Below are 20,645 nucleotides of genomic sequence, written 5' to 3'. Positions count from 1 at the left end.
AAGCATACACAAACATTTTTCAATGATTGTTGCGTATTCCCGGGTAGCGATGAGCACAGGTGTTCTCGGGACCGGCTGTCGGGGTGAGCGCTCCGTATGAGTACGAAAAGCGGGCTCGCACAGCGGTTGGCGATAGTCGCCGGGTTCGAGAACCCGTCGGCGTCGCTGGAGCAGTACCGGACACCGCCGGAACTGGCTGCTCATCTGGTCCACACGGCCGATCTGCAGGGCGACATCGAGGATCGCACCGTCGTCGACCTCGGGTGTGGTACCGGAATGCTGGCGCTGGGGGCCGCGCTCCGGGGCCCGACGCGGGTCGTCGGGATCGACGTGGACCCCGCGCCCCTGGCGACGGCGACGGAGAACGAGCGGAAGGTGGCCTCCGCGTCGGCCGTCGAGTGGCTCCGCGCGGAGGCGACCCGGGTCCCGCTCTGCCCCGACGGGCCGACGACGGTCGTGATGAACCCGCCGTTCGGCGCACAGGCCGGCAACGAACACGCCGACCGCGCCTTCCTCGAAACCGCCGCCGAGATCGCCGACGTGTCCTACTCGATCCACAACGAGAACAGCGACGAGTTCGTCGAGGCCTTCGCCGCGGACGAGGGCGGCGAGGTCACCCACGCCTTCCGGGCCACCTTCGAGTTGCCCAACCAGTTCGATCACCACACCGAGGAGTCCCGGACCATCGACGCGGAAGTGTTTCGCGTCGCGTGGCGCTAGGGCCGGCCCGCGATCCGGACGCGCGTGTCGTTCGTGAACGCGAACAGGCTCCCCGATTTGGTCCGGTTGAACCGCAATCCGCTCGCAGAGACGTTCCTTCCCACGGTCGGCACCTGTGTCTCGCCGAGCGTCTCGGTGCGGTTGCTGACGGCGAGTCCGAAGCGCTCGTCGGCAGGCGCGAGGACGATCCGACGGCCGGCGATCCGCGGCTGTACCGTCGAAGGGGTCGAGCTAAACGCCAGCCGTCGAGTGTCTCCGTGGGAGAGGTAGACCTTGTAGACCGAGTCGTTGCCGACGGGATTCCAGGCCGTCCGGTTCGCCACGACCCGCTCGTACCGGCCGGGACTGCCCAGGACCAGCGTCACCGACCCCCTGGCCGCCAGTTCTCGCTTCCCCGCGAACGTGTAGAAGATCTCCCGGGACTCACTGGTGACGATGACGCCACTGGTGTTGACCTGGCCGCCGTCGCCGAAGGGTCCGACGGCGAACGCGGAGGTGTACTCGTCGGTGATCCCCTCGGCGTAGGTGACCTCGTAGCCGTCGACGCTGATCTCTCCGTCCACGCCGTCGTCGAGGACGAACAGCCCAGTCCAGACGGCCGTCAGCGAGAGCGCGACGACGACGGCACCGAAGACGATGCCGGCTAGCTCCCTTGTTCGCAGGTCCGCCGTCAGCGACCGGTCGGTCAGCGGGAGGTCGAGCCGCGACAGGAACATCCGGTCGCCGTAGTCCCCCATCCCGGCGACGACCAGCGCGGCGAGCAGGAAGATCGCGGCGACGCCGACGGCCCGATAGAGGACGAATCGACCGCCGGAAAGCGGCGTGTACAGTTGCCAGAGGCCCTGCAGAACGGCGAACAGCAGGGTCGCGAACCACAGCCGACTCGGACCGGGTAACCGGTCCCGGCGCACCGCCAGATACCCACCGAGCGCGAGCCCGAGGAGGAAGCCGTAGAGATGCCCCTGGATCGCGATGTTGGCCCAGCCCGGCGTGACGAACACCTCGCTCGCCCGGGAGACGGAGAAGGGGTCGGTCGCCGCCCGGATCACGAGGTCGACGATCCGCGCGCCGAGAAAGACGAGGATCGACGTGATCGGATAGGAGGCGAGTGCGAACCCCGCGATGGCGAACACGACCCCGGAGAATCCGATGGTCGGCCCGAACGAGAACACGCCCGAGAGCAGTCCGACGGCGACCGCGACGACCGGAACCACGAGGATTCTGACGAACGGATTGTCCCGGAGTCGGGCGAACGACTGGCTGCCCCGTGACTGGGGGAAGTGTCCCCAGGCGTACTCGGCGACGGGCATGAACGTCAGCGTCCCGATCAGGTTCGACGTGACGTGATTGAGTCCGGAGTGGGCGAACGGCGACGTGAGGACCCCGAACGGGTAGAAGTACGACCAGCTGACGAAGGGGATCATCAGCGGCTTTCGCGGGTGTTCGTACCCGCTCTGAACGACGAGATAGAACGCGGCCACGCCGGCCACCGTCAGCAGTGTGCCCCACGGGATGCCGAGGACGAACCGCCGACGGAGCGCGTGGCCCCAGCGTCCACGGGGACGCTCGAACCGAAGTGTGACACCCAGCGAGAGCAACACGGCAACCAGCACCACGCCGGCCCAGACCCACCAGGGAATCGCCCGCAACAACGCGATCTGTAACACGCCGGCTACCATACCGGTGTCTCGGCCCCGGTTCCATTCAACCTACCGGACCAGTCAGAACCGCGGCAGGTTGGTCAACTCGCCCTCGGGCACGTTCTCCTCCTCGAATGCCTCGCGCGCGATGGACCGCTTGTGGACCTCGTCGGCACCGTCGATGATGCGGAACGCGCGCACCGACTCGTAGAAGTCCGCCAGCGGGAGGTGCCGGGAGATTCCCGCGCCGCCACAGGCCTGCAGTGCCAGGTCGATGGTCTCCTGCACGACGTTCGCGGTGTAGTACTTGCTCATCGCGACTTCGATGCGGGCCTGCTCGCCGCGGGCGATCTTCTCGGCGGCGTGGCGCACCATCGTCCGGGCGGCGTGGAGCTGGGTCTCCTGCTCGGCGATGGCGAACCGCTGGGCCTGTTTCTCGGAGAGTTGCTCGTCGAACGCCGTCCGTTCCTGCATGTACTCCTTGGCGATGCCCAGCGCTCGCTCGGCCATCCCGGAGAAGCGCATACAGTGGGTCAGGCGGGCCGGACCGAGGCGTTCCTGCGAGATGGCGAAGCCCTCGTTCTCCGGGCCCAGCAGGTTCTCCTCGGGGACGCGCACGTCGTCGTACCGGATCTCGGCGTGGCTCTCCTCCATCAGCGTCTGCCCGAGGTGGGGCGTCGGTTCGACGACCTCGACCCCGTCGGTGTCCATCGGCACGAGGATGATGGACGTGCCCGCGTACGGGTGTGCGTCCATGTCGGTGCGGGCCATCACGAGCAGGAGGTCGGCCTCGTCGCCCTGTGTCGTCCACCACTTGTGGCCGTTGATGACCCACTCGTCGCCGTCTTTCTCCGCCGTCGTCTGCATCATCTTGGGGTCCGAGCCGGCGCCCTGCATCGGCTCGGTCATCGAGAAGCCCGACCGGATCTCGCCGGCGACCAGCGGCTTCAGCCACTCCTCCTGCTGTTCGTCGGTCCCGAACATCTCCAGCGTGTGCATGTTGCCCTCGTCGGGCGCGTCGACGCGCATCGCGGCCTGTCCGAGCAGGCTCTTGCCCGCCTCCTCGAACAGGGGCAACACGTCACGGAAGTTGTACCCGCCGCCGCCGAACTCCTCGTCGATCTGGGGACAGTAGATGCCTCGCTCCTGTGCGATCGCCCGCAGGTCCTCGATCTCCTCGTGGGGCACCGGCCCGTCGCCGAGGTACTCGCGCTCGACCGGAATGACCTCGTTCTGGACGAACTCGTGTGCTTTCTCCCGAAGCTCCGCAGCCGTGTCCGAATCCTCGTACTCGACTACCATACCACCCCTTACAAACACAACATTGTAAAACATCCCCCAGTCGTGACAGCACGGCCCACGGGCGATCACCCAGGATATACCCCCTCGGTGACGGGGCCGCGGCTCGGCAACCCCCACTTATTCATACGTGGACCGCAATCCACCTAACAATGTTAGCGGACACTGGTGTTGCGTCCGGGGTGACAGTCCCGTGACCGACGAGAGCGAGGCGTACTTCGACCGGATCGTCGATACGGAGAAACTGGCCGACTACCTCGAAGCCGAACTCGGCCCCGTCGAAACGTACGACGTGGCCCACCACCAGGAGGGCCACTCCAACGAGACGCTGTTCGTCACCTGGGGCGAGCAGGAACTGGTCATCCGACGGCCGCCGCCGGGCGAGACCGCCGACAAAGCCCACGACGTGCTCCGCGAGTACAAGGTGGTCGACGCGTTGCAGGACACCGACGTTCGCGTGCCGCGGACGGTCGCGGCCACGGACGACCACGACATCATCGGCTCGGACTTCTACGTCATGGAGCGCGAGGAGGGGACCGTCCTGCGGGACGAGGAACCCGAGCGGTTCCGGAATCCCGACGCGCGCCGACAGATCGGTGCGGAACTGGTCGACCGACTCGCCGAGATCCACCAGGTCGACTTCGAGGCCGTAGGCCTCGGCGAGTTCGGTTACCCCGAGGGGTTCACCCAGCGCCAGGTCAAGCGGTGGAGCGAGCAGTTCGAGTGGGCCTTCCAGGTCACCACCGAGGAGCGTGAGGTCCCGGTCGTCCACGACGTGATGGAGTGGCTGAAGGAGAACGCCCCCGAGGACCACCCGGAGACGCTGGTCCACGGCGACTACAAGCTCGACAACGTGATGTACGCGCCCGCGGACGACCCCGAGATCGCCAGCATCTTCGACTGGGAGATGTCCACGCTGGGCGACCCGCTCACCGACCTGGGCTGGATGCTGTCGTACTGGTGGGACGCGAAGGACCCCGCCCCGCCAGAGTCGACGGACTCGCTGTCGACGACGTTCATGGCGAACGACGACTACATGACCCGCCAGGAACTGGTCGCCCGCTACGAGGACGCGACCGGCTTCGAGTTCGAACACGAGCGGTTCTACCGCGCGCTGGCGGTCTACAAACTCGCCGCGCTCGGCGAGATGTTCTTCCGCCGGTTCCTCGAAGGCAACAGCGACGATCCGATGTACCCGAAGATGCGCGAGGGTGTCCCCGCGCTGGCCGACCGCGCCCAGCGGATCATCGACGGCGAGGAACCGCTGTAAGACGTTCTCAGTATTTGATATTGGCCAGATAGGCAAATGTACCGGAAGCGTCAAGCGCACGCATGGGAACTGAGCCTGCGGATTCACGGGTCGAGCCCTCGCCCGACCTGTTCGAGGTCTCCCGCGATCCGATTCTCGTTGCCGATCTCACCACGCAGTCGGTCGTCGACGCCAACGAGGCGGCAGTCGAGTTGCTCGGGTACGACCGGACGGAGATCGTCGGTCGACGTGTCGCGGACCTCACACCGGTCGGGGCGGAGACGGTCGGGGCCGACATCGAGACGGCGCTGACCGAGGCCGCCGAGACGGGCGAACACGGGTTCGAGTGTCGGCTGGAGCGGGCCGACGGGACGGTCGTTCTGGTCGACATCTCACTGTCGCGTGCGACCTTCGACGGCGAGGAGCGACTGCTGGCGTTCCTCCGGGACGTGACCGACCGCCGACGACAGGCCGCGGAGTTGCGATCGAGCAGGGAAGCACTCCAGCGCCTCCACGAGATCACCATCGAAGACGCCGACGCCGACACGACCATCCGGCAGGTCCTCGATACCGGGACCGAGTTTCTCGATGTCGACTTCGCGTACGTGACCGACATCGACGACGAGACACAGACGATCAGCCACGCCGTCGGGCACGGCGTGGGACTGGAGATCGGCGACGAAGCCCCCATCGATGAGACGTACTGTGAACACACCGCCGCGGGCGACGACGACGAGACCGTCCGGGCGGTGACCGACGTGGCCGAGACGGAGTGGGGAGCGAGTGCGGCTGTCGAACGGTTCGAACTCGGGAGTTATCTCGGGACGGCACTCCTGGTCGACGGTCGTCAGGTCGGGACGGTCTGTTTCGCCGCGACGGAGCCGCGGGACCAGCCGTTCACCGAGACCGAGCGGATGTTCGTCGACGTGGCTGCGCGACTGCTCGGTTCGGTTCTCGAACGGGAGCGACGAGAGGCGCGGCTGGACGAACAGCGACGCCAGCTCAAAGCGGCGTTCAACGCGCCGCGGTCGTTCATCGGCATACTCGATACCGATGGCACCCTGCTCCGGGCCAACGAGACCGCCTGGAAGTTCGTCGACCGTGACCCCGAGGAGTTCGTCGGCGAGAAGTTCTGGGACGGCCCGTGGTGGGATCACTCCGAACCCCTCCAGCGACAGGCGAGAGACGCGGTCGAGCGCGCCCGCGACGGTGCGACCGTCGAGTTCGAGGCGACACACGTCGACGCGGCGGGGAACGAGATCGACGCCGACGTGACGATCCGGCCGGTGATCGAGGGCGGCGAGGTCACGACGATCGTCGCTCAGGGCGTGGACGTGACCGAGCGCAACGAGCGCGAACACCGCCTCGAAATGCAGAACCAGCGGTTGCGAACCCTGTTCGACAACGCGCCCCTGATCATGTACGCGCTCGACGACGAGGGCGTGTTCCTGCAGTCCCAGGGGCAGGGCCTGGCCGATTTGGGTCTCGAACCCGGTGAAGTGAACGGTCTGCACGTGGAGCAGGTGTACGGTGACAACTCGGAGGTCGTCGAGATGGTCGACCGCGCGCTCGAAGGCGAGAAAGTCGAGTCCACCGTGTCAGTTCAGGGTCGCTGGTACCGGTCCTGGCTCCAACCGATCCTCGACGACGGCCGTGTCACGCGAGTCGTCGGCGTCAGCGTCGACGTGACCGAGCAGAAGCGACGCGAGAATCAGGTCGCCGCGATCAACGAAGCGACCCGGCGACTCATGTACGCCACGTCACCGACCGAAGTCGCCGAGACCATCGTCGACATCGCCGACGAGACGCTGGATCACTCCCTCGCGACCGTCTGTCGATACGATCAGGAGTCCGAGACGCTCGATCCGGTGGCCAGCAACCAGGCCTTGCGGGACATGCTCTCGGCGGCCGGGATGGACGAAGTGCCGACCATCGACGACGATACCGTCGAGATGACGATCTTCGAGGCCGGGGAGACCCGACTCATCGACGACTACGCGAACACCGAGGACACCGTCATCGAGAACGTTCACCCTGACGTGGAGACCGTCCTCGTGCAGCCACTGGGCGATTTCGGGACGCTCCACGTCGCGGCCCGGACGGAGACGGAGTTCGGCGAGACGGAGGTCAGGCTGCTCGACACGCTCGCGCGGAACGCGGTCGCGGCCCTCGCCCGGGCCGAACGCGAGGCGGAACTCAAAGCCACGAAAGCGGACCTGGAGCGCTCGAACGAACGCCTCCAGGAGTTCGCGTACATCGCCTCCCACGACCTCCAGGAACCGCTCCGGATGGTCTCCAGTTACGTCGACCTGCTGGCGAGGGAGTACGGCGACCAGCTGGACGACGAGGCCGACGAGTACATCGAGTTCGCCGTGGACGGCGCCCAGCGGATGCAATCGATGATCGACGCGCTGTTGACCTACTCCCGGGTCCACACGCAGGGCGCGGATTTCGCCGAGTGCGACACCGAATCGCTGGTCGAGGAGACGCTTCAGGACCTCGAACTGCTGATCGAGGAGTCCGACGCGACCGTTTCGGTCGAGTCACTGCCGACGGTCGCCGCCGACCGCGACCAGTTGGGCCAGGTGTTCCGTAACCTCGTGAAAAACGCCATCGACCACGCCGATGTCGACGACGCCCCGACGGTTACCATCTCCGGCCAGCGGACCGACGAGGGCTGTCGGTTCGCGGTGGCCGACGACGGGCCAGGGGTCCCGGAGAGCCAGCGGGACGCGATCTTCGAGATCTTCAAACGCGGTGACCGCACATCGGACGAGGGGACCGGGATCGGCCTGGCGGTCTGTCAGCGGATCGTCGACCGCCACGGCGGCGATATCCGGGTCGAATCGGCCGACGACGGGGGCGCGAAATTCGTCTTCACCATCCCCGAGGACGAGGAGGTGACGCCATGACGCCGCCCGAGAGCGAACCCATCGACGTGTTGCTGGCCGAGGACAACCCCGGCGACGTACGCCTGACCGAGAAGGCCTTCGAGGAGGGATCGGTGCTGAACAACCTCTACACCGTCCCCGACGGCATCGAGGCCATGAAGTTCCTCCGGCAGGAGGGCGACTACGCCGACCGGCCGCGGCCGGACCTGATCCTGCTGGACCTCAACATGCCAGGCAAGGACGGCAAGGAGGTCCTCAGGGACGTGAAGGCCGATCCGGAACTGCGGCGGATTCCCGTCGTCATCCTCACCAGTTCCGCAGCCGAGGAGGACATCCTGGAGTCCTACGACTTCCACGCGAACGCCTACCTCACGAAGCCGGTCGACTTCGAGGGATTCCTGGAGGTCGTCGAGCGGATCGAGGACTTCTGGCTGACCGTCGTGAAGATGCCACCGGAGTGACCATGTCGGGGATCATGCAGGAGCCGACGGACGTGCTGATGGTCGAGGACAACCCCGGCGACGCCAAACTGCTCCGCCACCACCTCCGGGGGAGTTCGTTCACCAGCGCCGCGGGCGGCCCCGACATCACTCACGTCGACCGCCTCGACGACGCGTTCGCGGAACTGTCGGAACACCCGTTCGACGTGGTCTTTCTCGACCTGGGACTGCCGGAGAGTTCCGGCATGGACACACTCGACCGCTTTCTCGACCGCTACACGACGGTCCCGGTCGTCGTGCTGACGGGCCTGAAAGACCACGACCTGTCCGTGGAGGCCATCCAGCGCGGTGCTCAGGACTACCTGGTCAAAGACGAGATCGACGGTGACACGCTCGCCCGATCGCTTCGGTACGCCATCGAGCGCAAAAAGAGCGAGCGGGAACTCCGGCGGCAGAAAGAGCAGATGGAGTTTTTCAACTCCATTCTCCGACACGACATGCTCAACGGGCTGGAAGTGATCAAGATGCGGGCGGAACTGCTCGAACGCCGCGGTGAGGGCAGCGTCGAGAGCGACGCCGAGACCATCGTCGAGTGGAGCGACAACATCATCGACCTCACCCGGAAAGTGAAATCGGTCCTCGACACGCTCACGGACGATTCGGACCCGGAACTCGCACGCGTCGACCTGGTGCCGGTCGTCCAGGACGAGACCGAGCGCGTGCGAGGGATGGACGACGACGTGACCATCGACGTCGATCTCCCGGACAGCGCCCCAGTGATCGCGGACGACCTGCTGTCGGAGGTGGTCGGGAACCTGCTGTCCAACGCGGTCGAACACGGCGGCGACGGGCCGACCGAGATCGAGGCCACCGTCACCGATACCAACGGGCAGATCCGACTCGACATCCGGGACGACGGCCCGGGCATCGACGACGAGACGAAAAAGCGGGTGTTCGACCGCGGCGAGACCGGCGACCAGTCCGGCGGGAGCGGGTTCGGCCTCTACTTCGTCAACTCGATGGTGTCGGTCTACGGCGGCGAGGTCACGCTCGCGGACAGCGAGGACGGCGGCACGGTGGTCACGGTGGAATTACCGGCGGCCTGACCGGTTCCGGATGCGACTGTCCCGTCAGTCCGGCCGTTCGATTCTGAAGCGGTCGTCGGTACTCGCGTAGTAGTTGCCCGCGAGCCGACCGACGGCGTCGACCTTCTCCACGTCGACTTTCCCGTCGGTCGTCACGGTGTCGTCGACGTGGACGAGGACGATCTCGCCGAGGATCATCGTCCCGACGCCCACGTCGACCACGTCGTACAGTTCACACTCGAAGGCGATGTCGGCCGCGGCCACGCGCGGCGGCGCGACTTTCTCGCTCTCGACGCGCTCCAGCCCGGTGTGATCGAACTCGCTCTCCTCGGCCGGGAGCGTCGCGCTGGTCTCGTTCATCGACTCGGCCAGCGGTCGGGTGACGGCGTTGTGGACGAACTCGCCGGTGTCGACGACGTTGCGGGCCGAATCCTTCAATTCGTCCGGTCCCTTGTCGGCGGGGGAGAACATCACGACCGGCGGGTCGACGCTGACCACGTTGAAGTAGCTGTAGGGGGCGAGGTTGTCGACGCCGTCCTCGCTCGTCGTCGAGATCCAGCCGATGGGACGGGGCACGACCGCGCCCGTCATCGTGCGATACAGCGACCGGTCGTAGGTTTCGGGGTCGATCTGCATGGTGGGGTGGGTGGAACGTGCGTGTCGAGGGCCCCGATCCCTCTAATCCTGCCGTTTCAGAACAGGCCCACGCCGACGGCGTACGGCCAGTCGGCACTGCCCAGCGCGAGGAAGACGAGCGCGCCGCCCAGCATCGCGACGTTCTTGAGGAAGTTGATCATCTCGTCTTGCTGGTCTTCCTCGGCGGCCGCCCAGAAGTCGTGCATCGTCGGCGTCGCCACGAGCAGGAACAGCGCGAGCGCACCCGCGCCGAGTACGGGGTAGGCCCCGAGCGCGATGGCGAGGCCACCGAACAGTAACTGCCCGCCGCTGAACGGCACGGCGAGTCCCGGGAACGGGATGCCCTTGAACTGGGCGTAGGGCACCATCTCCTCACCGTTCAGGAAGTGGTTGAGACCCATGAACGCCAGCACTGCGCCGAACAGAACGCGGCCCAGCAGGAACGCGACGCCGGCTCCGGCGGTGTCGAACACCATCAGGCCAGCACCTCCGCGACCGCAGGTAGTTCCGTTTCGATACCCAGTTTCACTTTGATATCTGATTTCATCGCAGTATCTGGTTACAATGCGAACCTATATATTCGTTCCCGGACATTACTGTTAGTAGGTGACATCGATGACAGCGGAAGACAATCCCGACGCCTGCCCGATCGTGCGGTCCATCGAGCAGATCGGGTCACAGTGGCGGCTCGTCGTCTTGCACGACCTCCGGGAAGGAGAGAAGCGGTTCAACGAACTCAAGCGGTCGACGGGCGCGAGTTCGCGGACGCTCTCGCGGGTCCTCGACGACCTCCAGGAGATGGGTTTCGTCTCCCGACGGCTCGAGGAAGACGCACCGGTCGCGACCTACTACACGCTGACGGCGAAAGGCGAGTCGCTCTGTCCCGTCTTCGACGAGATCGAGACCTGGGCCGACGAGTGGCTGGCGCCGGAGGCCGAACCCGAGACCGAGCCCGCGACCGCGGACTGAGCCGTCGGCTCGCCGCTGGATCCGCGTCTCACCCCTTCGGTGGCACGCTCCCCGTCGTGCGCGCCCGCTCTGACGGGCGTTCAAGCCGGGGTACCCGACGAACGATTGTGCAAAATCCGGCCCCAGGTCATCCGCGAAACACACGCTTTACAACCTAATATCCGTTATATTCTTCACAATTTTCCGTCTCTGTCCGAAAATACTCGCCATAGTTGCGGTTCGTAAACCCAGATATTAAATAGGGCATCTCCAGAACGAATCGCTCGGTTATGGATCACGACATTGGCAACCTCTCGGCGGTTTCGGTAGACGTTCGGTCGGAAAACGAGGTGGGTCGCGATGAGTGAACTGTCGGCGCTCGTCCAGGGGGTGAACCTGGTCTGGGTGTTGCTGGTCACCTTCCTGATCTTCTTCATGAAGGCCGGGTTCGCGATGCTCGAAGCCGGGCAGGTCCGGGCGAAAAACGTCGCCAATCAGCTGACACAGACGCTGATCACGCTCTGTGTCGGGTTGCTCGTGTACTTCCTGCTCGGGGCCGGTGTGGCGAATCTCGTGGGGCAGGCGACCGGTCCCGACCCGGTGAGCCTCTCGGCGGCCTTCTCGTACCTGTGGGGCGGGTCGGTCGACTGGGTGAACTGGCTGTTCGGCGGGATGTTCGCCATCGCGGCGGCCAACATCGTCAGCGGCGGGGTCGCCGGCCGCTGCAAGCCCCGGATGTACGTCATCTACACGGTCGCCATCGTGGGCGTCATCTACCCGGCGGCGGTGGGGCTGGTCTGGAACAGCGGCTTCCTCGCCACCCTGGGCTTTCACGACTTCGCCGGCGGCATGGTCATCCACGGGATGGGCGGCATCTCCGGCCTCGTCGCGGCGTGGGTGCTGGGCTCCCGCATCGACCGGTTCGACGACGAGGGTGGCGTCAACGTCATCCCCGGCCACTCGGTGACGCTCGCGGTCCTGGGCACGCTGATCCTCGCGTTCGGCTGGTACGGGTTCAACGTCGGCACCGCGGTCAAGGTGCTGACCGTCGACGGCGGGTCGGTCGCGCTGGCGGACTTCGGTTACGTCGGCCTCGTCGCGATCAACACCACGCTCGGCATGGTCACCGGCGGCCTCGCCGCCGGACTGGTCACCTGGTACCGGACCGGGAAAGTCGACACCCTCTACCTCGCCAACGGGATGCTCGCGGGACTGGTCGGCGTGACCGGCGTCGCGGACGCCATCGTCTGGCCCGGTGCGCTCCTGCTCGGCACCGTCGCCGGCGTCCAGTTGCCGCTGGTCTTCCAGTTCGTCGAGCGCCGCCTCCGGATCGACGACGTGTGTGCGGTCTTCCCCGTCCACGGGACCGCCGGCATCCTCGGCATCGTCGCGTTCCCGCTCGTCAGCACCGCGACATGGACAGGCGGCGGGTCACTCACGAGCGCGCTCTCACAGGTCGGAATCCAGCTGGCCGGCGTCGCGATCATCGGTCTGTGGACTGCCGTGACGACGTTCGCCCTGTTCGAGGTCGCGACGGCCACGGGCCAGGCCCGCGTCACCCGTGACACCGAGGAAGACGGCCTCGACCTGTCACAGCACGGCGTCGAGACCTACCCCGAGTTCGGCGATCAGGGCGTCAACGACAGCGCGGTCCGGACCGATGGAGGTAACTTCCGGGCCGAGAGTGCACGAAGCGATGACTGACGACACGAACGACGACCGCGAGATCGAGATGGTCGTGGCGTACATCCGACCGAAACAGCTCAACGAGGTCAAGCAGGCGCTGGCGGAAGTCGGCGCGCCATCGCTGACTGTATCGAACGTGCGCGGGCGCGGGAGCCAGCCCGCAAAGAAGGGGCAGTGGCGCGGCGAGGAGTACACCGTCGACCTCCACGAGAAGGTCAAACTCGAATGTGTCGTCGCGGACGTGCCGGGATCGGAAGTGGCGGAGGCGATCTGTGACGCCGCCTACACCGGCGAGGCGGGCGACGGCAAGGTGTTCGTCCTCGACGTGGCCGAAGCCTACCAGATCCGGACGGGCGAGCGCGGCCCGGACGCGGTCTGACCGAAAAGAACGGCCTACTCGTAGTTCTCCGGATACGCCTCGGCCAGCAGTTCCGGCTGGTCGGTCAGGCGCTCACGGATCGGTGCGATGGCCTCGTCGATGTAGCCGGCGGCGGCGTTCTTCAGATCCTGGGGGTGGAGTTCGCCCTCGACGTACGTCGCTTCGAGGTCGTCGTACTCCTCGAAGACGAGGTCGCCGCCGTACTCCTCGGGGCGTTCGACGACGAAGTCCGCCTCGCGTTCTTCGAGGATCGGGAAGATCAGGAAGCGCACGTACTCCAGCACGCCGTTGTCCTCGACCTCGCCCTGCGGGCAGTACGCGCCGTTGATCTTCTCCGCGACCTGCTCGGCGTCGTCGGTGAGGTTGATCTTCGAGGTGGCGTCCGAGGCGCTCATCTTCCCGCCGGAGAGACCCGAGAGCAGGGGGGCGAACAGACAGACGGGGGCCTCGCCGCCGTGGTCGGGGAGGATCTCGCGGCCGAGCATGTAGATGCCCCGTTGATCGATCCCGCCGTAGGCGATGTCGGCGTCCAGTGCCTTCACGTCGAGGCTCTGCATCAGCGGGTAGATGAGGCCGCCGAGCGCCGGGCTGTCGGACTGGCGGACGACCTCGCTCGCGGCGCGCTGGGCGCGCGAGAGCGTGGTCTCGGCGGCCATCCGGTACATCTCCAGCGTGTATTCCTCGTCGAGCTGGAACTCCTGGCCGCGCACGAAGTCGATGGATTCGGGGTCGCCGCCGGCCGAATCGAGCATCGCGCGGATCGACTCCTCGTAGTACTCGCTGCGGGCGTCGAGCAGGTCCCAGGGGCTCTTCTCGCTGTCGAGGTGGGCGTGCAGGTCGGCGATCAACACCGTGACGTCGACGCCGGCCCGCTGGAAGTCCGCGAGTTTGCGGATCGTCGTGAAGTGGCCGATGTGCATCTCGCCGGTGGGGGCGTAGCCGATGTAGGCGGTCGGCTCCCCGTCGAGCAGTTCCTCCAGTTCGTCCTCGGTGACGACCTCCTCGGTGTAGCGCGTCAGGAGGTCGAGCCGGTCGGCCGTGTTCATACCTCCGAGTCCCGGTGCCGGCGATTAAAACCTTGTCAGTCGCGTCGGTCCAGCGTCGAATCCGGATGGAACAGACACAAGCCGGTCGACTCCCTAACGCTGTCTATGTACACGGGGAAGACGGAGAAGCCCTGTTGCCTGTGCGGGAACCCCGACACCGAGTCGCGGCTCGACCTGCCGCCCCGCGCCGTCCAGCAACTGGACAACAGCGGCCCCATCGCCTGGCAGGACATCGTTGGGGAGGTGTCGATCTACTTCTGTGCCAGCGACTGGGAGACCGTCGTCGATCTGGTGCTGGACGCCGGGATGAGCCCGCTCTCGCGGTGTAACGCCGCCCGCGCGGACTTCGACCTCCGCGAGGACTTCGAGGCACTGCTCAACGACGTGCGCGACGAACCCGACCAGCGACCGCTGGAACGGGAGATGCGCGAGGAGAGCCGTCGCGTGATCGAGGAGTACGACGAGGACGACCACGTCGACGTGCGGGATCTGGTCGAGGCCCGCGTCGTCACCTGGGCGCTCGAAGACCTGACCGACGACGCGGTGGCGGCCGACGACTAGCGGTTGCTCCCCGACTCGCCCGACAGTTTCGCCCGCCCCAGCGAGATGTACTCCTCACCCGGCAGTGGCGTCGCGATCCCCTCCCAGACGAGCCGATAGTCACCGACCTGCGTGTCCTGTGCCACTCCGGTGGCCCGGGTCACGGTCCCGTCGTCGGCCACTGTGACCGTCCAGTTCGTGAGGACGCCGTTGACCCGGCTCCAGGTGGTCAGTTGGACGGTCGCCGTACCGTCGCCACGCTCGACGGTTTCCGCAGGGTCGACACCCGGATAGACCGACATCCGCGTCACGTTCGACTCCGGCCACGGGATGGCGCTCGTGTTCTCGACGTACCGGAACCGCATCACCGTGTCCGGCCCGCTGGCTGTCGCGTTGCCGTCGTCGGCCGTTCGATTCGCGGCCGACCGGAGCCGGTAGTCCTCGACGAACGCGACGGCGCGCCGGACGTGATCCGTGTCGGTGGCGGCAGGCGCGGGCGTCGAGTGCGCCGCTGGCGACCCCTCCGGAGTCGACGACGCGTCGGCCGGCGACGTATCGGTCGGCGTTCGGTCGACGCCGCCGACGCCGAGACAGCCCGATAGCACGAGCAGACAGACGATACCACCCACCGCGAGACCCATCCTGATCATAGAGCGAGCGTCGTCGGCACCGCCCATCAATCCCGAGAAGGCTCAAATGACCGTTTGTGCCACGGCGTCGACGCCGCGATCAGTGCGCGTGATCGTGGTCGTGTTCGTGGTCGTGATCGTGGTCCGGCGTCGAACGCTCGATGGAGAGCCCGCGGCGGTGGACGATCCCCTGCATGTCGGCGGCTTCGGCGGCGAACTCGCGGAAGGCTTCGCCCGTTTCGGACTCGTCGTCCAGCACTGTGGGTTCGCCGTCGTCGCCGCCCTCGCGGACGCGGGGATCGAGCGGGATCGAGCCCAGGAACGGCATGTCGGACTCGTCGGCGAACTCGCGGCCCCCGCCCTCGCCGAAGATGTGGTGCTGTGAGCCACAGTCGGGACACTGGAAGGAGGCCATGTTCTCGACGATGCCCAGGACGGGCGTGTCGTGCTTGCCGAACATCTCCAGGCCCTTGCGGGCGTCGTCGACGGCTACGTCCTGGGGCGTCGTGACGATCACCGCGCCCGTGACGGGGACGGTCTGGAGCATGCTGAGCTGGGTGTCGCCGGTTCCCGGCGGGAGGTCGATCACCATGTAGTCGAGCGCGCCCCACTCGACGTCTTCCCAGAGCTGGGTGAGGACCTTGTGGACCATCGGGCCGCGCCAGATGACGGGGTCGTCCTCGCCGACGAGGAAGTCCATGCTCATCAGCTTCATCCCGAACTTCTCGACCGGGACGAGTTGCTCGTCCTTGGTGGCCTTGGGCCGTTCCTCGGCGGCGACCATCCGCGGGACGTTGGGGCCGTACACGTCGGCGTCGAACAGGCCGACACGGGCACCCATCTGGGAAAGCCCTGCGGCGAGGTTGACGGCGACGGTACTCTTGCCGACCCCGCCCTTGCCGGAGGCGACCGCGATGATGTTCTCGACGTTTGGCAGGATCTGTTCCTCGGGGTCGACCCCGCTATCCACGTCCGCCGAGAGGTCGATGTCGAGGCCGGAGTCGGCCAGCACCTCGCGCACGTCGTTCGCGATAGCCGTCTCCGTCGGGGAGTAGGGTGCCCCGAGCGCCAGCGAGATGTGGACCGTCTCGCCGTCGACGGTGATGTCGTTGACCAGCCCGAGTGAGACGATGTCGTCGCCCAGGTCGGGATCGGTCACGTTCCGGAGCCGGTCCCGGATGTCGGCTTCGTTCATACCGCCACTGAGGGGCCGGCGCGGCGATAAGGATTGTGAACTGGGGAACCGGTCACGACGAGAGTGTAACCACAACCGATTACACGAACCCCGCGTTCGTCAGCGGATTTAAGCACGCGGCCACCACAGAATCGGATATGTTGGTCGACCAGTTCGGGCGCGAGGTGTCGGGGGTCCGTGTCTCGCTGACGGACCGGTGTAACTTCGACTGCGTCTACTGCCACAACGAGGGACTGGGCGACACGCGCGGGCCGATGGAGCCGCGGGACGACGAGATGAGTACCGACGACGTGGTTCGATTTCTGGAGGTCGCGCGGGAGTTCGACGTGGAGGCGGTGAAGTTCACGGGCGGCGAGCCGATGCTCCGGGACGACCTCGAGGAGATCGTCCGGCGCACACCCGACGGGATGGAGACCTCGCTGACGACCAACGGGACCTACCTCCCCGGCCGCGCCCCGGATCTGGTCGACGCGGGCCTCGACCGGGTGAACGTCTCCCAGGACGCCCTCGACCAGGAGGCGTTCGCCGAGGTCACGAAAAGCGGCGAGTACGAAGCCGTCATCGAGGGTGTCGAGGCCGCGCTCGAAGCCGGCCTCCAGCCCGTGAAGCTGAACATGGTCGTGTTCGAACAGACTGCGGGCTACGTCCCCGAGATGGTCGACCACGTGGCCGAGAACGACGGCCTGCAGCTCCAGCTCATCGAGTACATGCCCGAACTCGCCGGCCGGCCGGAGTGGGCCGTCGACATCCAGCGCGTCCACGACTGGCTCGAAGAGCAGGCCGATCACGTCGAACAGCGGGACATGCACGACCGGCGGCGCTACTGGGTGGGTGGAACGCCGGGCGACGACGCGAGCGGCATGGTCGAGATCGTCGACCCGGTCGGGAACGCGGACTTCTGTGCGAACTGCCATCGCGTGCGCGTGACGCACGAAGGATATCTCAAGGGCTGTCTCAACCGGAACGACGACCTGCGGTCGATGGGCGAGATGACGAGAGCCGAGATCCGGGAGGCGTTCCGCGAGACAGTCCACGAGCGGGTGCCGTACTACGGTGAGTACATGATCAAGGACGACGACGGCGAGTGGACGATCAACGAGGAGTACATCGGCGTCTGATTACCGGTAGAGCGCGCCGTCCCGTTCTCCCGGGCGTTGATCGACGTACAGCATGCCGAGCGTGACGACGAACAGCCACTTCCCGACCTCGTAGACGACGCGGCGGGCGAACGCGAAATCGAGCGTGGGGGCGGTCCCGGTCGGGAGCCACTGCAGGGCGGTGACCAGGCCGACGATCCCCGCGAGGAACGCCCCCGCGACGAGTCCGGTCGCGAGCAACGCGCCGACGACGGTCCAGCGGGCGTGTCTGACCGCTTTCCAGCCGAGACTGCCCGCGAACGTCGGACGCGCACGGTCGATAACAGCCGCTGGAACGATCAGCGCCGAGGACACCAGCAGGTAGAGCAACAGGGGATACAGCGGCACCAGGTACAGTTCGAGCATCCCGGTGGTCCAGACGCCGGGGACGAACTCCGCCACGTCACCGCCCAGCAGCGCGAGCAGTGCGAGCGTGGCGAGTGAGATGGGCAACAGCGGAACCGCCACCACGGCCGACCCGACGACGGTTCCCTGCACGAACGAGATCGGTGTCTGGGGATCGACGCCGGTCCAGTCTGCCACGGCGAGGTAGGTCACCGCGAGCACCGGACAGGAGACCAGGAACTTGGCGACGAGCAGTTCCAGCGACGTGAGATACGTGGGTGCGACCGACGCGAGGACGCCGACGGCCAGATACAGCGCCGCGAGCGACGGCAGATCACGCAGGAACTTGACCGACCGCACCTGGAGCGAGAGCGTGTGCCCGACCGGTGTCGGGAGCGACGAGACGACGGTCCCGACCCAGCCCCGCCCTCGCTCGGAGCGAGGCGTCGTCATCGGCTCTGATCGGCGAGTACGGTCGCCGGCGCTGTCGGTCGCCCCAGTCGAGCCCCCTTCATCGTCCGGTCATTCCAGTCGCGTACACAAAATACCTCTCCCTCAAAAGACAGGTTCGGGTGCTCCACACGGACGGGGTCGACGCCCGATCCGCGGGTCACATCCGCTAGTCGCCGTCGATCCGGTCGCCAGCAACCCGAAGCCGGTCGATGTACAGATACCCGAGACACAGCGTCGTCACGAGCAGTGACCCGGCGGTGACCGTCCCCCTCGCGACGCCGAAGGCAACCGGACCGGCCGACGGCACGGCCACGATTACCCCCAGCGTCGCCACCTCCTGTGCGAGGGCCGAAGCCACGGACAGCACGACCGACAGCCACAGCACCGTCCAGCGAACGGAGTCGACGGCGGCCCAGCCGCGACGAAGACCCTCGCGGGGACCGACTTGGTCCACGAGCGTCGCAGGCACGACCAGCGACAGCGAGATGGCGAGGTAGACCGCGACGACGAATCCAACCACGGCGACCGGCCAGATGAGACCGACATCGCCCGCGATCAACCCGAAGATCAGTGAGAACACCCAGACCGTATCCAGTGCGACTGCCAGAACGACGGACAGCGGTGTGCCGATCACCACGGCGCTGAGTATCGCTTGCCTCGACTGCGCGCTCCGGTCAGTGACGTGCCCGATACTCACGAGCCCCACGGTCATGACGAACCCGAACAGCAGGTATCGCACTGCGTACCACGCCAGTTCCGGGAGGGACATTCGCGTGACGACCGCGTAGATCACGGCGGTCACTGCGAGCGGGGCGAGCGTGAGCGGGTGTCGCCGGAGGTGTCGGAACGACTGCGTGACGAGCGCCACTATTCCGGCGACCGAGGGTTCCGACGCCTCGGTCCCCACGTCAGTCGCCGTCGCCACGGCAACGGTCACCCCCAGCGGAACCATCCCATTCCATCGCTCGACGTTTCGGCGATCCATCACTAAAGTGGCGGTGATCCACGACCACCCGGACGGGGATGCGCCAGCGAGGGCGGGGGCCGCGGGACGGTTCCGTTGCGTTTAAATAGACCCTGGCAATACGAGAGAGTACAGATCGTGTAGGGGCGTCGGGCCCCGAGTCCGGTCGAGACGTGGTGTCTCGCGGGCGGAGATACAACAGCCAAGCGGGTCGTGGTAGCCAAGTCTGGCCCAAGGCGCAGGGTTGCTAACTCTGTGGCGTCAAGCCTCCGGGGTTCGAATCCCCGCCACGACGCTCACCGACAACGGTTACACATGAGTGCAGAAGACCCACCCGAGGACGAAGACGCGGAGGAAGAGGAGGACATCCGCTACTTCGTCCGTATCGGACAGACAGACCTCGACGGGACGAAGTCCGTCGAGCGAGCACTGACAGACATGAACGGTATCGGACACCGGGCCGCCCGGATCATCACCGACAAGACGGACATCGACCGTCGGGACACCTTCGGCAAACTCGAAGACGAGGAGATCGAGGAGATCGTCTCCCTCGTCGAAGGGTTCGCCGACGAGGTGCCCGAGTGGATGACCAACCACCAGTCGGACTACTTCTCGGGGGAGACGACCCACGAGATCGGCAACGACCTCAACATGACCCGCCGGCAGGACATCAACCGGATGAAGATGATCGACTCCTACCGGGGCGTCCGCCACAAGCGCGGGCAGAAGGTTCGTGGCCAGCGCACGAAGTCCACCGGTCGTACCGAGGGGACCATCGGCGTCAACGTCGAGGCGATCAAGGAAGAGCAGGCCGAGGAGGCCGCCGAAGAGGGCGGTGAGGAATAATGCCACTCGGAACCAAGACCAAACTCTACGAGACGCCGAACCACCCCTTCCAGGGTGAACGTATCGCCGACGAGCACGACCTCGTCGCTCGCTACGGGCTCAAGAACAAGGAGGAACTCTGGCGCGCCCAGTCGGAACTGCGGTCCTACCGGCGCGAGGCCCGGGAGCTGCTCGGTGCCACACAGGGCGACGCCGAAGCCGCCGAGAGCCAGGAGTTCCTGGCCCGGCTGAAGAAGCTCGGCATCCTCGACGAGGAGGACAGCCTGGACGCGATTCTGTCGCTGGACGTGACCGACGTGCTGGAGCGTCGTCTCCAGACCGTCGTCTACCGCAAGGGGCTGGCCAACACGGCCAAGCAGGCTCGCCAGTTCATCGTTCACGGACACGTGACGGTCGAAGGGAGCCGCGTCACCGAACCCTCGCGGAAGGTCGCCGTCGCGGAAGGCGACGCCGTCGAGTTCGACAGCACGAGTCCGCTGACGGACGAACTCCACCCCGAACGCGCGGAGGAACAGTAA

At 66.4% G+C, this 20,645-nt stretch carries 21 protein-coding genes and 1 tRNA gene; 13 read left to right on the top strand and 9 right to left on the bottom strand.

Annotated features, from left to right (window positions below; genetic code table 11):
* Nucleotides 1-96 precede the first annotated feature (96 nt).
* Nucleotides 97-720 carry an METTL5 family protein gene (locus ACOZ4N_RS04980; RefSeq protein WP_424018829.1) on the top strand — a complete coding sequence of 208 codons (624 nt, stop codon included), beginning with the start codon at nucleotides 97-99 and terminating at the stop codon, nucleotides 718-720.
* Here ACOZ4N_RS04980 and ACOZ4N_RS04975 read toward each other — a convergent pair.
* The gene (locus ACOZ4N_RS04975; RefSeq protein ID WP_424018828.1) at nucleotides 717-2,399 is read right to left on the bottom strand and encodes a rhomboid family intramembrane serine protease; all 1,683 of its coding nucleotides are present in this window, start codon (nucleotides 2,397-2,399) and stop codon (nucleotides 717-719) included. The two genes, ACOZ4N_RS04980 and ACOZ4N_RS04975, sit on opposite strands and share 4 nt — an antisense overlap.
* Nucleotides 2,400-2,441: 42 nt before the next feature.
* On the bottom strand, nucleotides 2,442-3,662 hold the full coding sequence (locus ACOZ4N_RS04970) for an acyl-CoA dehydrogenase family protein (protein WP_424018827.1): 1,221 nt from the start codon (nucleotides 3,660-3,662) through the stop codon (nucleotides 2,442-2,444).
* Between the two features lie 190 nt (nucleotides 3,663-3,852).
* Between ACOZ4N_RS04970 and ACOZ4N_RS04965 the strand changes: the two genes are divergently transcribed.
* From ACOZ4N_RS04965 to ACOZ4N_RS04950, 4 genes are all read left to right on the top strand, one after another.
* On the top strand, nucleotides 3,853-4,929 hold the full coding sequence (locus ACOZ4N_RS04965) for a phosphotransferase family protein (RefSeq protein ID WP_424018826.1): 1,077 nt from the start codon (nucleotides 3,853-3,855) through the stop codon (nucleotides 4,927-4,929).
* Between the two features lie 62 nt (nucleotides 4,930-4,991).
* Nucleotides 4,992-7,820 carry a PAS domain S-box protein gene (locus tag ACOZ4N_RS04960; RefSeq protein ID WP_424018825.1) on the top strand — a complete coding sequence of 943 codons (2,829 nt, stop codon included), beginning with the start codon at nucleotides 4,992-4,994 and terminating at the stop codon, nucleotides 7,818-7,820.
* Nucleotides 7,817-8,260, top strand: a complete 444-nt coding sequence (locus ACOZ4N_RS04955) for a response regulator (RefSeq protein ID WP_424018824.1) — start codon at nucleotides 7,817-7,819, stop codon at nucleotides 8,258-8,260. The genes ACOZ4N_RS04960 and ACOZ4N_RS04955 overlap by 4 nt, the downstream gene beginning before the upstream one ends.
* 2 nt (nucleotides 8,261-8,262) lie before the next feature.
* A complete protein-coding gene (locus tag ACOZ4N_RS04950) occupies nucleotides 8,263-9,345 on the top strand; it encodes an ATP-binding protein (protein WP_424018823.1) in 1,083 nt (360 codons plus the stop codon).
* A gap of 24 nt (nucleotides 9,346-9,369) precedes the next feature.
* Here the strand turns inward: ACOZ4N_RS04950 and ACOZ4N_RS04945 are convergent, their stop codons facing one another.
* Both ACOZ4N_RS04945 and ACOZ4N_RS04940 read right to left on the bottom strand, forming a co-directional pair.
* Nucleotides 9,370-9,960 carry a flavin reductase family protein gene (locus ACOZ4N_RS04945; RefSeq protein WP_424018822.1) on the bottom strand — a complete coding sequence of 197 codons (591 nt, stop codon included), beginning with the start codon at nucleotides 9,958-9,960 and terminating at the stop codon, nucleotides 9,370-9,372.
* A 56-nt stretch (nucleotides 9,961-10,016) separates the two neighbouring features.
* Nucleotides 10,017-10,436 (bottom strand): DoxX family protein, encoded by a 420-nt coding sequence (locus ACOZ4N_RS04940; protein WP_424018821.1) that lies wholly within the window; start codon nucleotides 10,434-10,436, stop codon nucleotides 10,017-10,019.
* A 139-nt stretch (nucleotides 10,437-10,575) separates the two neighbouring features.
* Here ACOZ4N_RS04940 and ACOZ4N_RS04935 point away from each other — a divergent pair, with 139 nt between their 5' ends.
* The 3 genes from ACOZ4N_RS04935 to ACOZ4N_RS04925 all read left to right on the top strand — a co-directional run bounded on the left by ACOZ4N_RS04935 (nucleotide 10,576) and on the right by ACOZ4N_RS04925 (nucleotide 12,973).
* Complete coding sequence (locus ACOZ4N_RS04935) at nucleotides 10,576-10,929, top strand: winged helix-turn-helix transcriptional regulator (protein ID WP_424018820.1); 354 nt, start codon at nucleotides 10,576-10,578, stop codon at nucleotides 10,927-10,929.
* Nucleotides 10,930-11,268: 339 nt separating this feature from the next.
* A complete protein-coding gene (locus tag ACOZ4N_RS04930) occupies nucleotides 11,269-12,612 on the top strand; it encodes an ammonium transporter (RefSeq protein ID WP_424018819.1) in 1,344 nt (447 codons plus the stop codon).
* The gene (locus ACOZ4N_RS04925) at nucleotides 12,605-12,973 is read left to right on the top strand and encodes a P-II family nitrogen regulator (RefSeq protein WP_424018818.1); all 369 of its coding nucleotides are present in this window, start codon (nucleotides 12,605-12,607) and stop codon (nucleotides 12,971-12,973) included. Before ACOZ4N_RS04930 ends, ACOZ4N_RS04925 begins: the two co-directional genes overlap by 8 nt.
* Before the next feature lie 14 nt (nucleotides 12,974-12,987).
* Here the strand turns inward: ACOZ4N_RS04925 and ACOZ4N_RS04920 are convergent, their stop codons facing one another.
* Nucleotides 12,988-14,019 carry a tyrosine--tRNA ligase gene (locus tag ACOZ4N_RS04920; RefSeq protein WP_424018817.1) on the bottom strand — a complete coding sequence of 344 codons (1,032 nt, stop codon included), beginning with the start codon at nucleotides 14,017-14,019 and terminating at the stop codon, nucleotides 12,988-12,990.
* Nucleotides 14,020-14,124: 105 nt separating this feature from the next.
* On the opposite strand from ACOZ4N_RS04920, the gene ACOZ4N_RS04915 reads away from it, so the two are divergent.
* The gene (locus tag ACOZ4N_RS04915) at nucleotides 14,125-14,580 is read left to right on the top strand and encodes a hypothetical protein (RefSeq protein ID WP_424018816.1); all 456 of its coding nucleotides are present in this window, start codon (nucleotides 14,125-14,127) and stop codon (nucleotides 14,578-14,580) included.
* Here the strand turns inward: ACOZ4N_RS04915 and ACOZ4N_RS04910 are convergent.
* Together ACOZ4N_RS04910 and ACOZ4N_RS04905 are read right to left on the bottom strand one after the other, a co-directional pair.
* Nucleotides 14,577-15,209: a hypothetical protein gene (locus ACOZ4N_RS04910; RefSeq protein WP_424018815.1), complete on the bottom strand. Its 633-nt coding sequence runs from the start codon at nucleotides 15,207-15,209 to the stop codon at nucleotides 14,577-14,579. The genes ACOZ4N_RS04915 and ACOZ4N_RS04910 overlap by 4 nt on opposite strands.
* 79 nt (nucleotides 15,210-15,288) lie before the next feature.
* Complete coding sequence (locus ACOZ4N_RS04905; RefSeq protein WP_424018814.1) at nucleotides 15,289-16,383, bottom strand: Mrp/NBP35 family ATP-binding protein; 1,095 nt, start codon at nucleotides 16,381-16,383, stop codon at nucleotides 15,289-15,291.
* A gap of 137 nt (nucleotides 16,384-16,520) precedes the next feature.
* Between ACOZ4N_RS04905 and moaA the strand changes: the two genes are divergently transcribed.
* Complete coding sequence (gene moaA / locus ACOZ4N_RS04900; RefSeq protein ID WP_424018813.1) at nucleotides 16,521-17,501, top strand: GTP 3',8-cyclase MoaA; 981 nt, start codon at nucleotides 16,521-16,523, stop codon at nucleotides 17,499-17,501.
* On the opposite strand, the gene ACOZ4N_RS04895 is transcribed toward moaA, so the two are convergent.
* Together ACOZ4N_RS04895 and ACOZ4N_RS04890 are read right to left on the bottom strand one after the other, a co-directional pair.
* Entirely contained in the window at nucleotides 17,502-18,317 is an 816-nt protein-coding gene (locus ACOZ4N_RS04895) for a hypothetical protein (protein ID WP_424018812.1), read from the bottom strand.
* Between the two features lie 166 nt (nucleotides 18,318-18,483).
* Nucleotides 18,484-19,302 carry a hypothetical protein gene (locus ACOZ4N_RS04890; RefSeq protein WP_424018811.1) on the bottom strand — a complete coding sequence of 273 codons (819 nt, stop codon included), beginning with the start codon at nucleotides 19,300-19,302 and terminating at the stop codon, nucleotides 18,484-18,486.
* Nucleotides 19,303-19,491: 189 nt separating this feature from the next.
* Between ACOZ4N_RS04890 and ACOZ4N_RS04885 the strand changes: the two genes are divergently transcribed.
* The 3 genes from ACOZ4N_RS04885 (at nucleotide 19,492) to ACOZ4N_RS04875 (ending at nucleotide 20,645) form a co-directional block, all read left to right on the top strand.
* Nucleotides 19,492-19,576: transfer RNA gene (locus ACOZ4N_RS04885), tRNA-Ser, on the top strand.
* Between the two features lie 20 nt (nucleotides 19,577-19,596).
* Complete coding sequence (locus ACOZ4N_RS04880) at nucleotides 19,597-20,127, top strand: 30S ribosomal protein S13 (RefSeq protein ID WP_424018810.1); 531 nt, start codon at nucleotides 19,597-19,599, stop codon at nucleotides 20,125-20,127.
* Entirely contained in the window at nucleotides 20,127-20,645 is a 519-nt protein-coding gene (locus ACOZ4N_RS04875) for a 30S ribosomal protein S4 (protein WP_424018809.1), read from the top strand. The genes ACOZ4N_RS04880 and ACOZ4N_RS04875 overlap by 1 nt, the downstream gene beginning before the upstream one ends.

It is taken from the genome of Halorientalis pallida, assembly GCF_049605515.1.
Lineage (GTDB): Archaea > Halobacteriota > Halobacteria > Halobacteriales > Haloarculaceae > Halorientalis > Halorientalis pallida_A.
Note: the sequence above shows the minus strand (reverse complement) of the source record. Positions and strands in the feature narration are given on the sequence as shown.

Coding starts and splice junctions, on each gene's coding strand:
- ACOZ4N_RS04980 (WP_424018829.1), top strand. CDS start 97: ATGAGTACGAAAAGCGGGCTCGCACAGCGGTTGGCGATAGTCGCCGGG.
- ACOZ4N_RS04975 (WP_424018828.1), bottom strand. CDS start 2,399: ATGGTAGCCGGCGTGTTACAGATCGCGTTGTTGCGGGCGATTCCCTGG.
- ACOZ4N_RS04970 (WP_424018827.1), bottom strand. CDS start 3,662: ATGGTAGTCGAGTACGAGGATTCGGACACGGCTGCGGAGCTTCGGGAG.
- ACOZ4N_RS04960 (WP_424018825.1), top strand. CDS start 4,992: ATGGGAACTGAGCCTGCGGATTCACGGGTCGAGCCCTCGCCCGACCTG.
- ACOZ4N_RS04955 (WP_424018824.1), top strand. CDS start 7,817: ATGACGCCGCCCGAGAGCGAACCCATCGACGTGTTGCTGGCCGAGGAC.
- ACOZ4N_RS04950 (WP_424018823.1), top strand. CDS start 8,263: ATGTCGGGGATCATGCAGGAGCCGACGGACGTGCTGATGGTCGAGGAC.
- ACOZ4N_RS04945 (WP_424018822.1), bottom strand. CDS start 9,960: ATGCAGATCGACCCCGAAACCTACGACCGGTCGCTGTATCGCACGATG.
- ACOZ4N_RS04940 (WP_424018821.1), bottom strand. CDS start 10,436: ATGGTGTTCGACACCGCCGGAGCCGGCGTCGCGTTCCTGCTGGGCCGC.
- ACOZ4N_RS04935 (WP_424018820.1), top strand. CDS start 10,576: ATGACAGCGGAAGACAATCCCGACGCCTGCCCGATCGTGCGGTCCATC.
- ACOZ4N_RS04930 (WP_424018819.1), top strand. CDS start 11,269: ATGAGTGAACTGTCGGCGCTCGTCCAGGGGGTGAACCTGGTCTGGGTG.
- ACOZ4N_RS04925 (WP_424018818.1), top strand. CDS start 12,605: ATGACTGACGACACGAACGACGACCGCGAGATCGAGATGGTCGTGGCG.
- ACOZ4N_RS04920 (WP_424018817.1), bottom strand. CDS start 14,019: ATGAACACGGCCGACCGGCTCGACCTCCTGACGCGCTACACCGAGGAG.
- ACOZ4N_RS04915 (WP_424018816.1), top strand. CDS start 14,125: ATGTACACGGGGAAGACGGAGAAGCCCTGTTGCCTGTGCGGGAACCCC.
- ACOZ4N_RS04910 (WP_424018815.1), bottom strand. CDS start 15,209: ATGATCAGGATGGGTCTCGCGGTGGGTGGTATCGTCTGTCTGCTCGTG.
- ACOZ4N_RS04905 (WP_424018814.1), bottom strand. CDS start 16,383: ATGAACGAAGCCGACATCCGGGACCGGCTCCGGAACGTGACCGATCCC.
- moaA (WP_424018813.1), top strand. CDS start 16,521: ATGTTGGTCGACCAGTTCGGGCGCGAGGTGTCGGGGGTCCGTGTCTCG.
- ACOZ4N_RS04895 (WP_424018812.1), bottom strand. CDS start 18,317: ATGACGACGCCTCGCTCCGAGCGAGGGCGGGGCTGGGTCGGGACCGTC.
- ACOZ4N_RS04890 (WP_424018811.1), bottom strand. CDS start 19,302: ATGGATCGCCGAAACGTCGAGCGATGGAATGGGATGGTTCCGCTGGGG.
- ACOZ4N_RS04880 (WP_424018810.1), top strand. CDS start 19,597: ATGAGTGCAGAAGACCCACCCGAGGACGAAGACGCGGAGGAAGAGGAG.
- ACOZ4N_RS04875 (WP_424018809.1), top strand. CDS start 20,127: ATGCCACTCGGAACCAAGACCAAACTCTACGAGACGCCGAACCACCCC.